Raw genomic sequence first — 15,046 nt, 5'->3', positions numbered from 1 at the left:
CGCCAATGCACGACAGAGACACCTCCGCATTTCTCGCTTCGCTACTCGACGTGCTGCGCCCCGTCTTGCCGTGGCTCTCGACGTTGTTTCTCTCTTCGCTCGCGACCGCCGCGCAAGTCGCGCAGAAGATTCGTGCAGGGGAGCCGTGGAGCCCGCGCAATGCCTTGCTGGATCTGATTGTCTGCACATTCGTCGGCCTCATCACACACATGATGTGCGAGACAGCAGGCATGGACGGCATGACGCGCTCCCTGCTGGTGGCGATCAGTGCGCATATGGGAACGCGCGCGCTCGGACAGTACGAGCGCTTTCGCGATCGCATCTTCGGTGTGGGTGACAAACAATGAACATCGTCCTCACCCGCTTCGCGTACCACCACACATGCACGCTCGGCCGCCTCGTCGCTGGCGATCTTGAGCTGGCCACGATTGAGCGGCCATGGGTGCCCAACCCGGCGGGCCCGGGTGGAAAGCCGCGCATCTCGTGCGTACCGGACGGCGAGTACCGGCTGATCCAGCACAGCAGCGAGCGGTTTCCCAGCGTCTGGGCGCTGATCAACCCGGCGCTGGGCGTGTGGTACCAGCCGCATGACGTACCGCGCGCGCAAGGCTGGGGCCGATCGGCAGTGCTTATCCACGCCGGCAACCGCGTCAGCGACGTGATCGGCTGCATTGCCGTCGGCCGTAAGCACGGCACCCAGAGTGGCGAGTCGGTCGTGATCTCAAGTCAGATCGCCCTGGGGGATCTGCGCGGAGTGTTGCGCCTCGGCGAGCACCAGCTGCTGATCGAGACGACGAAGGGAGCGCGCTGATGCTCTCGAAAATCCTGACTCGGAGCGTCCCGTGGCTGCTGCTCGGCGCGCTCGCGCTCGCCGGCCTGCAGACCTACCGGCTGGCCAGCGAACAAACCGCACACGCCCGCACGCAGCGCGACCACGCGCAGCAGATGGCCACCCTCGAACGCACCGGTCGCGAAGCCGAGACCGATGCACGCGCAGAAGACGCTCGCCGCTTTACCGCCCTATGGGAGATCACCAATGCCACGCAAACCCAACTCGAAGCCGTTCGTGCTGACGCTGCTGCTGCATCTGATGTTGCTGGGCGGCTGCGCCAGCGTGTCGCCGCAATCACCGCCGGTTGTCGTCGAAGCCCCGACGATCCCGGATCTGCCGTTGCAGGCGAGGCAACCCGAAGCGATCCCGATCTGCTCGCCGACGTGCTCGGCGAAATGGAGATCGCGGGTCGAGAACTGGCTGAAGAAACTGACCGCAGAGGAATAGCGGGACGGGCCTGCGAACGAGCGTACGACGTCCTGAATGAATCGGCCGCCCGCCTGCACTGAGTGCGCGCGACTGCGCTCCGATCGCAACACTTGGCGACGGATCGCAGTAATGCTTATGGGGTTGTGTCGGACGTTGATCAGTCTGCTGACTGCGCGCGAGCCTTGGCGAGCTGGTACGTCAAAACCTCCGCAGGTCCAGCAATCTCGAAGTAACGATCCAAACTGATGAGCAGCTTGTCCGACATCGAATTCCCGTTTGGGAATACACCAACACATGTTCGGCCGAGCCGTTTCACGTCTTCAACAAGCCCTACATAGTCCGCATCACCGCCTACCAGAACGGCCACCTCATAATTCCGATGGAAGGCCTGCATCAACATCTCGCGTGCGACCGCCAGATCAACGCCTTTCTCGTTCCGACCCTTCCTCTTCGGATAAATACTTGAGTCGTAGCCATACCGCTTCAAGAGAATCCGAAGCGTCTGAATGTCTTCATCACTCCCCTGGCGGGATCCAAACCAATACTTCCTCACGACTCGACATGCGCCAATCGTTCCCAGAGATCCGCTCAACGCTTGGCTGATCAACTTAGAGGCCAAATTGATGACTTCATCGGAGGGCGTCTCGGCTCGCTCTTCAAGGCTGTAACGATTGATCAACTCCACGAGCAAGTTCGTGCCGTCGACAAAAACCATAGTGGGTAGTGGGTTGATATATCGTCCTTTCACAGGCAAATGACCCGGGCAGCAAGCTGCCCGGGGGGTGACTACTCAGTCACCCGCATCGTGGTGGCGGAGGCATAGCCATCTCCCATTGAAGGGGTTGTCGACATAGGCAGACCCGGCGCACAATCCACTTTCCAAGGCGAGCTGTGCAAACGGCTCAGGCGGCCGGGACTTACGTCTCGGCTGCCACCCATCCATCCGACCACTACCGGCAGGGCAAACCTGCGCGGCGAACACCATATTTAGTGGCGGTAGGCATGAAACACATTCTAAACGCGCTTTTTTTCCGCACAAGACAACAAGCTGTGGATTACTTGTGGATGGCTTTTTTGAAAGCCATTCAACATCAATGCGTTTTCGAACGTGCTGGCAAGTATTGAATCATGTCCTTTCACGCCGCAATAGCCTTGACAGGCAACTTGCGTGGATGTCGGCCGCATGCTGTCTAGCTGTGCGGTCGATAGCGACGGCGCGCTGCGCTATTGCACGGCAAACCGTCCATAGAATGACGCGGGCGCGCGGAAACTACGTCTTTGGGATACGTCGTATTTCTTTATCTCTGAGCCGCATTCGACAGCCCGTCAATCCAGTCCGCCCGCTCCTGGATCTTTCGCCGGCGCTAATCCGCTGCGCCTGAGTGGGGTTCGGTCGACCGAGGCGCGCGAAGACCGCGCCGACTGGCGACTTCGCGCGACTGAAAGACGGGGGAGAGAGCAGCGCCGAAAGAGCGCTCACTATTCGTTCAGTGGACGCCGGCAAACCCGCAGAGAACCGTGACTCAATTTGTCGTGATAGTGCGTAAGGATCGAACGTAACCGATTGATCGGCTGAGCAAAGCGGCCCGGACTCATAATCCGTTGGTGCCGAGTTCGACTCTCGGGGGGCCCACCAGACACAAAAGCCCCAGCCTTGCGCGGCTGGGGCTTTTTCGTTTCCGGCGAAGGGAAAGAAGTCGCTCTCACGCCGAGTCGCCAGGGCGTTCTTCTGCCACGGCCAGCGCATTGTCGATCCGCCTCACGCCGGCGACTGACAGGGCCGTCTGCAGTACGCGGGCGAGTTGCGCGGCATTACGCACGGTACCGGACAGGGTCACATCACCGGCGTGCGAAGACACTGCAACATCAATGCCGTCGAGCGCGTGATCGGCACGAAAAGCCACCTGGATCGCCTTCTGCAAGGAGTGATCGACATCTTCGGTGGTCGGCTCGCGCGCCTGCAGGCGCGCGGCACCCACCAGACCGGCAGCCTGGGTCGGCGAGCAGATCGAATAGGCGATGGCCGTGGTGGTCAGTACGGTGACGATGCGCTGTCGGGTGATCATGAGGTCTCCTCCTTGTAGTCGGGTCGTGTAGCTGGAACGCCTGCCTGACCCTCAAGCAGATGTCGCGCCAACACGCTTTTCCTTTTTTGATCAGTAAATTGCCACTGCGGGTTGCGACTGCGGCGTCGCTCTGAGGCGACACCGCAGCGGTCAGCCGTGGCGGCCGAGTGCCGCGTCCGCGGCATCGTTGCGGAACAGAACCGGATCAAGTCCGCAGCGCTGCAGCAGCCGGTAGAACTCGGTGCGGTTGCGCCCGGCAATGCGCGCCGCATCGCTCACGTTGCCGGCCGTGAGCTTGAGCAACTGCACCAGATAGTTGCGTTCGAAGCGCTGTTTGGCTTCGGCATAGCCAAGCGCTTCCATAGGCTTCACGCGCAACGCTCGGTCGACCAGCGCACGCGGTACAAGTGACGTGGTGGCCAGTGCGCACGCCTGTTCGACCACGTTCTGCAGCTGGCGCACATTGCCGGCCCAACTGGCCGTTGCCAGCGCTTCGAGCGCATCGGGTGCGAAGCCGTATAGAGGTTTGCCGTACTTCTTCGCCAGCGTGCGCAGGAAGTGATCGGCGAGCAGCGGGATGTCTTCCCGCCGCTCGTCGAGCGACGGCAGCATCAGGCTGACGACATTGATGCGGTAATAGAGGTCTTCGCGGAACTGGCCCTGATCGAGCGCGGCGTCGAGGTCGCAATGGGTTGCCGACACGATGCGCACGTCGATCGGCTCAGCCTGCGTCGCACCCACCGGGCGCACTGCGCGTTCCTGCAGCACACGCAGCAGCTTCACCTGCAGCGCCAGCGGCATGTCCCCGATTTCGTCGAGAAACAGCGTACCGCCGTGCGCCGCACGGAACAGGCCGGTATGGCGCCCGGTCGCGCCGGTGAAGGCGCCCCGCTCATGGCCGAACAGTTCGGATTCGAGCAGCGCTTCGGGAATCGCACCGCAGTTGATCGCAACGAAAGGTTCTGCCGCGCGCGGGCTGGCGCGATGGATGGCACGCGCCAGCAACTCCTTGCCGGTGCCGCTCTGGCCGCGGATCAGCACGCTGGCGTCGGACGCCGCGATCAGCCGGGCTTCATCGAGCAGCGTGTTCATGCGCGCACTGTGGCTGATCAGGTCAGCGCGCCAGGCGTCGTCGATGGCGGCGCTCGCGCCGGGTGGTGTCGCGTGCTCGAGTGCGCGCGATATCTGCGCCAGCAGCACCGCACTGTCGAAAGGTTTGGTCAGATAGCCGGCGACGCCCTGCGAAGTCGCTTCGACTGCGTCCGGAATCGTGCCGTGTGCAGTCAGCAGGATGACCGGCAGCGCCGGATGTTGATGCCGGATGTCGCCGAACAGCGACAGACCATCGCGATCCGGCAGACGCACATCGCACACAACGAGACTGAAGCGTTCAACCGCGAGCCGCAACAAAGCTGCCTCGGCTGTTTCGGCGGTGCTGACCGCATAGCCGCTGGCCTTTAGCCGCATCGACAGCAGACGCAACAGACCCGTATCGTCGTCAACAAGTAGCAGCCGGTGCGCGCCGCTCATCGTGCCAGCGCCCGCTTCGGGGTGCGGGACGGCGGCGTGCGTTCGATGTCGGCCAGCGCATCGATCTTGCGCTGCAGCTCGTCTGTGCGCAGCTGGCTGTCCTTCAATTGCCGCGCATGTCGTTCGGCCTGCAGGAGAAGTCGCTGATTAGCCGCATCGAGCCGCTGTCGCTCGTTGATCTGATCAAGCAAGGTGCGCGCATAGGGATGTTGCGCACGCGACGCGTCATCCGTTGCCGCCAGAAGGGTTTCGAGCAACGCCTTCGCGCGTGCCGCGTTGCCGGTGCGCGGGTGCGCAGCCGGCAAAACCTGACTCAGCGGTGATGACTCGAGCGGCTGCTGGCAGCACACAGGTCTCAGCCCGATCTCCTCGTCATCGGCAGGTACTTCCGGTGTTGCAGCACAGCCGAACAAAAACGCGACGAGGGTGAGCAAACACACAAGCCTGTATGGGGAACGCGGAGCGCTGTGGGCGAAATCAGACGGCTTGAGGGGCATGAGGCAGTTCTATCCTGAAATGGGCGCCGCGTTCGGCCGGCATCACGATGGCCGTGCCGCCGTGGGCGGCGATGAATTCGCGCACGATGGCCAGGCCGAGGCCGTTGCCTTTGTCCGGTCGCGGTGCGCGTCGGCTGCCACGGAAAAACGGTTCGAAGATGCGATCGACTTCGTCCGGCGCAACGCCCGGCCCTTCGTCGATGCAGTCGATGCGGGCGGTCTGTTCATCGGCGCTCAACTCAAGCCGGACCGTTCCACCGTGCGGGCTGAATGCAATGCCATTGCTGACCAGGTTGATCAGCGCGATGCGCAGCTTGGCGGCGTCGCCGCGCACTGGCGGCGCGTAGCCCGACACGTTGATCTGGACGTCCTTCACCTTGGCCTGCAGCTTGAGGTCGGCGGTGACGTCGCGCACGAGCGCGCGCAACGCGGTCGGCCGCAGATCGAGGTGCTGCGCGTCGAATTGCGTCGCGTTGTAGCCGATCAGCTGCTCGATGCGTTCCTGCAGCGCGCGCGCATTGGTGTCGAGAATGCGGCTCACCTCGAGCTGTTCCGCATTGAGGCCGCCGAGCACACCGTCCTGCATCAACGCGATGCCCTCACGCAACGACGCGAGCGGCGTCTTCAGTTCGTGCGAAACATGGCGCAGCACCCGGTTGCGGTGCGCCTCGAGTTCGGCCATGCGCTGACGCAGCCATTCCAGCCGGTCACCGAGCTGGCGCAGGTCAGCGGGTCCGCCGACCACCACAGGTGCGGCAAAGCTACCTTCGCCCAGTCGCGTGATCGCGCGTTCGACGTGCTTCAGTGGTCGCAATATCCACCAGCCGATGGCCAGCGCCAGCAACATCGCGAGCGCGACGGCGGCCAGCATCTGCAGGGCGAGCCGGTCGCGACTGCGTTCCAGCGTATCGAGCAGCGTGGTGTTGCGCAGGTCGATGTGGCTGCGGACTGCGGCCGCCAGCCTGTCGTTGACGCTGGCCAGAGCCGAATCTGCGTCGACCGCATCCGCCGGGGGCGCCGTCTGATCGAATCCGGCAGCAAGCCGACTGGCATGTTCGCGCCATTGCGTCGCGACGGCTGAGGCAGGCAATTCAGCTTCGATGTCGACAAGCGCAGTCTTCGCCTGCTCGGAAGCTTCGTCAAAGCGTTCGCGCAGCGCGGGTGCCTGCAGCACTGCGTACTGACGCGCACTGCGCTCCATGTCGGCGCTGCGTTCGTCGATCTGTTGCATCGCAGCCGACAGCTTGAGGGCACTGGAGCCTGCCTGCCGACTGGCGAGCGCGAAGTCCTGCATCATCACCCAGCCACTGCCGGCCGCTGCGCCGAGCGCGCCGGCGATCAGCAGCACAGCGATGAGAAGGGTGCTGCGGAAGGAAAGGTGCGGCATGCGCGGACGAAGTACGGCCAAGATGAAGGCGCGAGTCTAGGGAGGACGAAAAGCCCGTGCGGTAAGCCGTCGTAAGCAAATGCAAAATAAAGTAAATGACCATTGCATGTCCACCATCCCGTTCGCCGACGGTGTGTCGTGCCGCGGCGACAGTCAACGCGGGATTTCGGGTGTCCGCTTGCTCGACGCACGCCCAACCAATTGAAATAATGAACTTATTTTTGCCGGCACGAGCATTGCTCAGTACCGTCGGGCACCGCTTCGATGGCCCGATCATTCAAGGAGAACGCATGTTCAACAGCAAACCCGGTCCATTTCCGAAACCCGCCGAAAGCCAGACTGGCCGTACCTTGCGGCCGGGCGGACAATCGTCCCTGTCAGGTGGCCTGTCGGCCACGCAGCCAAGCAATGCGCCGCCAGTGTCGCTTCCTGGCGACACGCCCGCCGCCCTTGCCGCCACGCCCGCCGCGCGTGATGCGGCGATCGCGGGCTCGACCGAGCAGGGCAGTCGCCTCATCGTCGGGCCGGATGTGAAGCTCAAGGGCGCGGAAATTCTCGACTGCGACACGCTGGTGGTGGAAGGCCGCGTCGAGGCGACGATGGACAGCCGGGTCATCCGCATTGCCGAGCACGGCGCGTACTCGGGCACGGTGGGCATCGACATCGCGGAAATCCACGGTCATTTCGATGGCGAACTGACCGCTCGCCAGCGGCTCATCGTCCATGCGACCGGCCGGGTCAGCGGCAAGATCCGCTACGGCTCGATCCTGATCGAGGAAGGCGGAGAAATATCGGGCGACGTGAAATCGCTGACCGCCGCAGGCAAGGACGCTTCGCGGCCGGCAAAGGAGCTGCCGACCGACGAGCGCCGGGTACTGAGCGCGCTCGCGGGCTGAAACGACAAGCCGGATGAACCGGAGGTCAGGGTGCGGCCGCTGCGGCCTCGCCCTGCTCCGCCATCGCGTCGGCCCACCCGCCGCCAAGCGCGACATACAGATTCACCACTTCGGCCAGTTGCGACTGGCGAGCGCGCACCAGGGCGAGCGATGCGTCATTCGCGCTTCGCTGCGCATCGAGCACTTCAAGGTAGCGCGAATAGCCCGCGTCGTAACGCTTCTGCGCAAGCTCAAGACTGCGTGCTGCGGCGTCGAACTGCGCCTGCAGCGCAACCACACTCTGCGCGTACTGCTCGCCCGCCACCAGCGCATCGCGCACATCGGTGAAGGCACTGCGCACGGCCGACACATAGCTCGCCAGCGCCTGCTTCTGCTGCGCACTGGCCTGATCGACGCGCGCGCTGCGCCGGCCGGCGTCGAACAGCGGCAGATCCAGCCCCACGCCCAGCGACCAGATATTGGCCGGTCCGCTGAACAGATCGGACAGTTCGCGACTTTGCGAGCCGTAGTTGCCGGTCAGTGAAATCGACGGGTACAGCGCAGCCTTCGCCACACCGATCTGCGCGCTGGCCGCGGCCAGTTCGGCTTCCGCCTGACGGATGTCCGGCCGCGCGTCGAGCAGCGACGACGGCAAGCCGGCCGGCGGCTGCAACGGAAGGGGCAGCGAGCGCAGGTCGCCCGGGGCGATCGCCAGATCGAGCTGGCCACTGAGCAGACCGAGCTGGTTTTCGGCAATCGCACGACTGCGCGTCAGATCGGCGATCTGCGCCTCGATGACCGACACCGCGCCCAGCGCCTGCTGCAGTTCGAGATCATTGGTCAGGCCACGTTCGGCGCGCGTACGCAGGATGGTGGCGTTGTCGCGCCGTGTCGTCAGCGTGTCGCGCGACAGCGCGAGCTGGGCGTCCAGCGCGCGCAGGTTCAGATAGCTGCCGACCAGCTGGCTCACCAGTGTCAGCTCCACCGTATCCTTCGCGTAACGGGTACCGAGCGCCTGCGCGCGTGCCGCCTCGCTGGCGCGGCGCAGCTTGCCCCAGAAGTCGATCTCGAACGAAGTCGAGATCGCAGCCTGGAAATTGTTGCGATACAGCGGCGCCCCCGCCGGAATCGGCGTCGCCACGCCGCTGATGCGTGAGCGGCTCGCGGCCGCCCCCACACCGACGTCCGGAAACAGGGCCGCACCGACTTCGCGCAGCACGGCGTCCGCCTGTTCGATACGCGCAACGGCACGTTGCACGTCGCTGTTGTCGGTCAGTGCGCGGTCGACAAGCGCGTTCAGCGTGTCGTCGTTGAACAGCTTCCACCAGCCGCGCGCCACCGCAACCTGGGGCTGACCGTCGGCCGACGCCGCAAAGCGCGCGGGCAGCGCCAGTTCCGGTCGTACGTAATCCGGGCCCACCATGCAGCCGGACAGCAGCAACGCCGCGAGCGCAGTCAGGGCCGGCGAGCGGAATGCACTCTTCATTGCACGGCCTCCGGCGTTTCCGTGTTGCGCGCTGCCGTCTTGCGGCCGCTCAGCCAGCTGAAGAAGAGCGGGATGAAGATCGTAGCGACAAAAGTTGCCGCCAGCATGCCGCCGAACACGCCGGTACCCATCGAACGCCGGGCCGACGCACCGGCGCCGGTGGCGATCACCAGCGGCACGACCCCGAGAATGAAGGCGAGCGCGGTCATGCAGATCGGGCGGAAGCGCAGCCGCGCCGCCTCGAGCGACGCCTCGATGGCGCTCATGCCCTCGGCCTGCTTCTGCGCGGCGAATTCGACTATCAGGATGGCGTTCTTCGCGGCCAGCCCGACCAGCACCACCAGACCGATCTGGAAGTAGATGTCATTCGGCATGCCGCGCACCCACACTGCCAGCAGCGCACCCAGGATGGCGAACGGAATCGCAAGGATGACCGCCAGCGGCAGCGACCAGCGTTCGTATTGCGCAGCGAGGATCAGGAACACCATGATGATGCCGAAAGCCATGGCGATGACCGACGTCAGGCCGGTGCGTTTTTCCTGATACGCCTGACCGGTCCATTCCAGCGCGTAGCCCGCCGGCAGGATGTCGCGCGCCACCTCCTCCACGATCTGTATGGCTTCGCCCGAACTGCGACCCGGTGCCGAATTGCCGAGGATCTTGGCGGCGATGAAGCCATTGAAGCGCTCGACCATCTCCGGACCGACGACGGACTTCACGGTGATCACCGCCGACAGCGGAATCATTGCGCCGGTGGTCGCCCGCACATACGGTTTGCCCAGATCTTCCGGCTTCATGCGGTAGGCGGCATCGGCGCCAAGCTGCACCTTGTAGGTCTTGCCCGAGCGATTGAAGTCATTCACGTACAGCGTGCCCATCGTCGCCTGCAACGTCGAATACAGCGCGTCGATCGGAATGCCGAGCGCGATCGCCTTCGCCTCGTCCACCTCGACGCTGAGCTGCGGCGAGGACACGCGGAAGAAGCTGTTCATGCCGGTCAGTTCGGAGCGCGCCTTCAGCGCATCGAGCAACTGCGTGGTGATGGCGGCGAGCTTGCGCGGATCGGCCTCCTCGCGCGCCTGAACGTACGCTTCGAAGCCACCCGCCGTACCCAGACCCTGAATCGGCGGCGGATTGAAGATCAGTCCCATGCCATCGCTCAGTTTCATGCCTGCCGCGGCAATCTTCTTCTGCAGGTCGTCCGCGGTTTCGGTGCGCTGGTCCCACGGACGCAGCACGACGAACATCATGGCGACGCTCGACCGGTTGTTGCCGGTGATGAAATCGATGCCGCGCACCATGAACAGGTTTTCCACCGCCGGCTCGTCGTTGATCACCTTGCGCAGCTTCTCGAACGATTGTTCGGTGCGCTCGGCCGAAGCGCCATCCGGCAAGGTCACGAAACCGAACAGATAGCCCTGATCTTCCGACGGTACGAAGGCGCCCGGCACAACGCGGAACATGAAGCCGGCGCCGGCGAACAGCAGGCCGACCACCAGCACGCTGATCAGTCCGTGGCGCAGCGTCAGCGCCACCGTGCCGGTGTAGACCTTCGTCAGCCAGTCGAAGCCGCGGTTGAACGGCCGGAACATTTTCGATTCACCATCGTGCGGCTTGAGCATCAGCGCGCACAGCGCGGGCGTCAATGTCAGCGCGACGATGCCGGAAATGGTGACCGACACCGCCACCGTGGCCGCGAACTGCTGATACAGCTTGCCGGCGATGCCACCCAGGAAGGCGACCGGCACGAACACCGCAACCAGCACCAGCACCATGGCGACCAGCGCGCCGGACACCTCGCGCATCGCTTCCAGCGCCGCATCCTTCGGCGTGCGGCCGAATTCGCGCATCTGCCGCTCGACGTTTTCCAGCACCACGATGGCGTCATCCACGACGATGCCGATCGACAGCACCATGGCGAACAGCGTCAAGGTATTGATCGAAAAACCGAATATCCACAGTCCGGCGAAGGTGCCGACCAGCGACACCGGCACCGCGATCAAAGGGATCAGCGTGGCACGCCAGTTCTGCAGGAACACGAACACCACCAGCACGACCAGTACGGTGGCTTCGAGCAGCGTGGTTGCCACCGCCTTGATCGATTCGCGGATGAAGCGCGTGGTGTCGTTCGGAATGATGAACTCGAGCCCGTCCGGCAGGCGCAGCGACAGTTCGTCCAGCTTGGCGCGCACCAGATTCGCCGCCTCCAGCGCATTGGCGCCCGACTGCAGGTAGATGCCCATGCCGGACACCGGCGTGCCATTCACCTTGGTCGTGCGGTCATAGTTTTCCGCGCCCAGCTCGATGCGCGCGACGTCCTTCAGCCGTACCACGCCGCCCGGGCCATCGGCGCGCAGCAGGATGTTCTCGAAATCCTCGATGCTCAGCAGACGCCCCTTGGCACTGACCGTGTAAGTCAGCTGCTGACCGTTGAGCACCGGTTCCTGCCCGATGCGACCGGCCGCGTTCTGCGCGTTCTGCACGCGGATCGCCGCCGCCACGTCGGAGGTGGCGATGCCCAGCCGAGCCATCACGTCCGGCTTGAGCCACACGCGCATGGCGTAGGGCGCGTCGAAGGCGATCGCGTCGCCGACGCCGCGCAGGCGGCGCAGTTCGTCGAGCACGTTCACCGCGACGTAATTGGTCAGAAAAAGTGTGTCGCGCTGCCCATCGGTCGATTTGAGCGCAGCGATCATCAGCAGGTTGTTCGAGCGCTTGCGCACGACCAGCCCGTTGCGCCGCACGTCTTCCGGCAAGCGCGATTCGGCCACCGAAATGCGGTTGTTCACCGCGATCAGCGCGGTGTCGGGGTCGGTGCCGACTTCGAAGGTGAGCGTGATGCTGACCGTGCCGTTCGAGGTCGACGTCGAGTTGAAGTACAGCAGGCCTTCAACGCCGGACAACTGTTCCTCGATCGGTGCCGCAACCGTGCGCGACAGCGTTTCCGCATTGGCACCCGGATAGGTCGCAGTGACGATGACAGTCGGTGGCGAGATTTCAGGGTATTGCGCGACCGGCAGCGACAACGACGCCACCAGACCGGCAATCATGATCACGATGGAAATGACGCCCGAAAAGATCGGGCGCGTGATGAAGAAGCGGGCCATGGCTGCGCGCTCCGTCAGGTCTTGGGCTGCGCGGCGGCCGCCGGCGGCGCATTGGCAGGTGCCTCGCCCGGCGCACGCGGGGCGACGGGCGCGCCCGGGCGCAGCTTGATCAGGTTGTCGACGATGACGCGCTCACCCGGCTTCAACCCATCGGTGACCACCCAGTTCTTGCCCTGCCAGTCGCCCAGCTTGACTGGGCGCGGCTCGACCTTTTCATCAGCTCCCACCAGCATCAGCACCGGGCCGTTCTCCGTCTGCGTCACGGCTGCCTGCGGCACCAGGAACACATTTTCCTGCTCGCCGACGATCACACGGGCGCGCACGAACTGGCCTGGCAGGATGCGTGCGTCGGCGTTGGCGAACTCGGCGCGCATTTCCATCGTGCCGAGCAATGCGTCGATCCGGCTGGCCGAAAAATTGATCTGTCCACGCTGCGGGTAAATGCTGCCGTCGGGCAGTTGCAGTTCGACGTCGCGCAGGTTGCGCGCGGCAGCGCGGCCACCCGGCAGCTTCTGCAGGTCGCCATCGGACAGGCTGAAACGGATCCAGATCGGATTGATCTGCGAAATCGAGGTCAACAGGCTGTCACTTCCGGCATTGACCAGCGACCCTTCGGAACGCTGCGCCCGGCCCGACATGCCGGACACCGGCGCGGTCACATTCGTATAGGAGAGGTTCAGTTCAGCCTGGCGCACCGCCGCTTCGGCCGATTTCATCGCCGCCTTCGACACCGCACTGGCCGATTTCGTATCGTCGAATTCCTTCTGGCTGATCGCCCGCTCGGCCACCAGACCCTGCAGACGCTGCAGCTCGCGCGCCGTCTGTTCGTCCAGCGCCTGCGCTTCGGCCAACTGGGCGCGAGCCTGGGCAAGTGCGATCTCGAACGGCGCCCGCTCGATGCGGAACAGCGGCTGGCCGGCTTTCACGGCTTCGCCTTCGCCGTACAAGCGCTTTTCGATGATGCCGGTCACGCGCGCCCTGACTTCAACCTCGCGCGCCCCTTCTGCCTGCGCAACCGATTCGATCAGCAGCGGCGCGCGCGTGCTCTCCGCCACCACGATGGACACCGGCAACGGTTTGGGTGCCGCAGCCGTGGCCGGCTGGTCACCGGAACATGCGCTCAGGAAAGTCGCCGCAATCAGCAGGGGGACGATCGACAGGGAAAAACGCAGGGCGGCGGGAGAACGATGCAGGGGCGTCGGCGACATGGCGGCGGACGGGACTGCGGGGCAGGCGGGCATCAATGCTCTCCAGATCTCGGCCTGCAATTATATACACGCACGAATGTTTGTAAATTACAGGGGCCTTGTCGCCCCCCCCCGCCGCCCCGCAGAGGTCAGGCCTGCGGGGTGACGGGGTCGCCGTCAGCGGCACCGGGGGTCGACAGGTCTGCCGGCACGACGTTCTCGGCCAGCCCCTGGATGCGACGGCGCACCATGTGGATGTGCGCGCGCAATTGATAGTGATAGTCGGCGTGCGACAGAGGCACGCCGATGCGCGCGACCGCGATTTCGATGCGGTCGAGGTCGTGCAGCCATTCGGCGCGCGAGCGTGTCGTGTCTTCCTGCAGCGCCTGGCGCTCCAGATCCTTCAACTCGCCGTACCAGCGGTACAGCTTGCTGCGCACGCGCCAGACGTAGAGCTGCGGCAGGATGCGGAACAGCGGCACGGCCAGGGCAAGCAGCGGCACCAACAGCACGATCATGCGGTCGAGCAGGTTGGCGATCGAAAACGGCAGGTAGCGCTGCAGGAACGGCGGGCCGACCTCGTAGAAGCGCGCCGCGCGCGGATGCAGTTCGAAGTCGCCGCCGTCGGATTGCGGAAACTCGCCCGGATGCTGAAAAACCGTGGCTTCGGCGTGCGCCGGCTTCATGGCGCCCAGCATCAGGTCGATCAGCGCCGGATGCGTGTCCTCGCGCGCCACGACGTAGGCGCGAGTCGCCACCATCGAAATGTCACGCGACGGAATATCGCGCACGAAGTCGATCGCACCGCGCGGCAACGTCACTTCATTCAGGTGGGGAAAGCGACGTGCATAAGCCGGCGACTGCGCCATGCTCATCAGCGAGATCCCCTCGGCGTAAAGCAGCGACCATACGCTGGCCGAATTGACCGCGCCGACGACGATCAGCGCATCAATCTGGCGCGACAGCAGTGCCGCCACGCCAGCAGTGCCGCCGAGCGGCTTGAGCAGCTTCGCGTCGCCGACAAGTGCATGCGCCTCCAGCAGTTGCAGAGCCAGATGGCGTGTGCCGCTGCCTTCGGCACCGACTCCGATGCGCAGACCCTTCAGCTGATCCAGCCGATCCAGGCCCGGCCGGCCGCGATGGAACACCCACACCGGCTCGTAATACGCTGCACCGAGCGACAGCAGGCCGGGCGGATGGTCTTCCGCACTGCCACCCTGGACGAAGGCGAAATCGACCGACTGCTCCGTGTCCATCAGCCGCTGCAGGTTTTCGATCGATCCGGCGCTCTGCCGCACGTCGACGCGCACTCCGAACGGCTCGATCAGCGGTTTGTAGCGCGCACAGTAGGTTTCGTAGGCCGAGCCTTCGGCGCCGCAGGAGAAAGTCGTGAAACCGGGCGGTGCCGGCTTGATGTAGCGCGCGGCGAACCAGAAGCCGGCACCGACGATGAGCAGCGCCGGCAGGACGAGCACGAACATGTCACGGAAGGAAAGCTGACGCAGCCAGTTGCGCAGCGCGGACGCGCGCAGGGTGTAGGGCGGGGGAGGCGAAGTCATGCGGATCGGATCAAGGCGAAGTTTGCGGCGGGCTAAAGTGTGCGACGGCTGCATCCGTTAAACGGGCACGATGCAACATATTGAATGTACG

General features: G+C 64.5%; 13 protein-coding genes. 4 read left to right on the top strand and 9 right to left on the bottom strand.

The features are described from left to right. Positions 1–5 precede the first annotated feature (5 nt). Genes NMQ16_RS11925 through NMQ16_RS11915 form a run of 3 tightly spaced genes read left to right on the top strand, consistent with a single transcriptional unit; the run spans position 6 to position 1,341 of the window. Complete coding sequence (locus NMQ16_RS11925; protein ID WP_257080892.1) at positions 6–347, top strand: phage holin family protein; 342 nt, start codon at positions 6–8, stop codon at positions 345–347. Then, the gene (locus NMQ16_RS11920; protein ID WP_257080891.1) at positions 344–811 is read left to right on the top strand and encodes a DUF5675 family protein; all 468 of its coding nucleotides are present in this window, start codon (positions 344–346) and stop codon (positions 809–811) included. The genes NMQ16_RS11925 and NMQ16_RS11920 overlap by 4 nt, the downstream gene beginning before the upstream one ends. After that, the gene (locus NMQ16_RS11915) at positions 811–1,341 is read left to right on the top strand and encodes a DUF2514 domain-containing protein (RefSeq protein WP_257080889.1); all 531 of its coding nucleotides are present in this window, start codon (positions 811–813) and stop codon (positions 1,339–1,341) included. The genes NMQ16_RS11920 and NMQ16_RS11915 overlap by 1 nt, the downstream gene beginning before the upstream one ends. A gap of 77 nt (positions 1,342–1,418) precedes the next feature. Here the strand turns inward: NMQ16_RS11915 and NMQ16_RS11910 are convergent, their stop codons facing one another. The 5 genes from NMQ16_RS11910 to NMQ16_RS11890 form a co-directional block, all read right to left on the bottom strand. Beyond that, a complete protein-coding gene (locus NMQ16_RS11910) occupies positions 1,419–1,976 on the bottom strand; it encodes an NYN domain-containing protein (protein ID WP_257080888.1) in 558 nt (185 codons plus the stop codon). A gap of 988 nt (positions 1,977–2,964) precedes the next feature. Next, on the bottom strand, positions 2,965–3,327 hold the full coding sequence (locus NMQ16_RS11905; RefSeq protein ID WP_257080887.1) for a BON domain-containing protein: 363 nt from the start codon (positions 3,325–3,327) through the stop codon (positions 2,965–2,967). A 150-nt stretch (positions 3,328–3,477) separates the two neighbouring features. Beyond that, positions 3,478–4,857, bottom strand: coding sequence for a sigma 54-interacting transcriptional regulator (locus tag NMQ16_RS11900; RefSeq protein WP_257080885.1), 1,380 nt, complete (start codon positions 4,855–4,857; stop codon positions 3,478–3,480). Then, the gene (locus NMQ16_RS11895) at positions 4,854–5,297 is read right to left on the bottom strand and encodes a hypothetical protein (RefSeq protein WP_257080881.1); all 444 of its coding nucleotides are present in this window, start codon (positions 5,295–5,297) and stop codon (positions 4,854–4,856) included. The genes NMQ16_RS11900 and NMQ16_RS11895 overlap by 4 nt, the downstream gene beginning before the upstream one ends. 37 nt (positions 5,298–5,334) lie before the next feature. Then, a complete protein-coding gene (locus NMQ16_RS11890) occupies positions 5,335–6,741 on the bottom strand; it encodes an ATP-binding protein (RefSeq protein ID WP_257080879.1) in 1,407 nt (468 codons plus the stop codon). Positions 6,742–7,031: 290 nt separating this feature from the next. On the opposite strand from NMQ16_RS11890, the gene NMQ16_RS11885 reads away from it, so the two are divergent. Then, positions 7,032–7,637, top strand: a complete 606-nt coding sequence (locus tag NMQ16_RS11885) for a polymer-forming cytoskeletal protein (protein WP_257081074.1) — start codon at positions 7,032–7,034, stop codon at positions 7,635–7,637. A gap of 25 nt (positions 7,638–7,662) precedes the next feature. Here the strand turns inward: NMQ16_RS11885 and NMQ16_RS11880 are convergent, their stop codons facing one another. The 4 genes from NMQ16_RS11880 to NMQ16_RS11865 form a co-directional block, all read right to left on the bottom strand. Further along, a complete protein-coding gene (locus NMQ16_RS11880) occupies positions 7,663–9,102 on the bottom strand; it encodes an efflux transporter outer membrane subunit (protein ID WP_257080878.1) in 1,440 nt (479 codons plus the stop codon). Then, entirely contained in the window at positions 9,099–12,209 is a 3,111-nt protein-coding gene (locus NMQ16_RS11875; protein WP_257080877.1) for an efflux RND transporter permease subunit, read from the bottom strand. Before NMQ16_RS11875 ends, NMQ16_RS11880 begins: the two co-directional genes overlap by 4 nt. Positions 12,210–12,223: 14 nt before the next feature. Further along, on the bottom strand, positions 12,224–13,417 hold the full coding sequence (locus NMQ16_RS11870; RefSeq protein WP_373566784.1) for an efflux RND transporter periplasmic adaptor subunit: 1,194 nt from the start codon (positions 13,415–13,417) through the stop codon (positions 12,224–12,226). A gap of 128 nt (positions 13,418–13,545) precedes the next feature. Further along, positions 13,546–14,955 carry a TAXI family TRAP transporter solute-binding subunit gene (locus NMQ16_RS11865; RefSeq protein WP_257080875.1) on the bottom strand — a complete coding sequence of 470 codons (1,410 nt, stop codon included), beginning with the start codon at positions 14,953–14,955 and terminating at the stop codon, positions 13,546–13,548. Positions 14,956–15,046 lie beyond the last annotated feature (91 nt).

Source organism: Methyloversatilis sp. XJ19-49, assembly GCF_024580145.1.
In the GTDB taxonomy this organism is placed as follows: Bacteria; Pseudomonadota; Gammaproteobacteria; order Burkholderiales; family Rhodocyclaceae; genus Methyloversatilis.
This window is presented reverse-complemented; position numbering and strand designations above follow the sequence as displayed.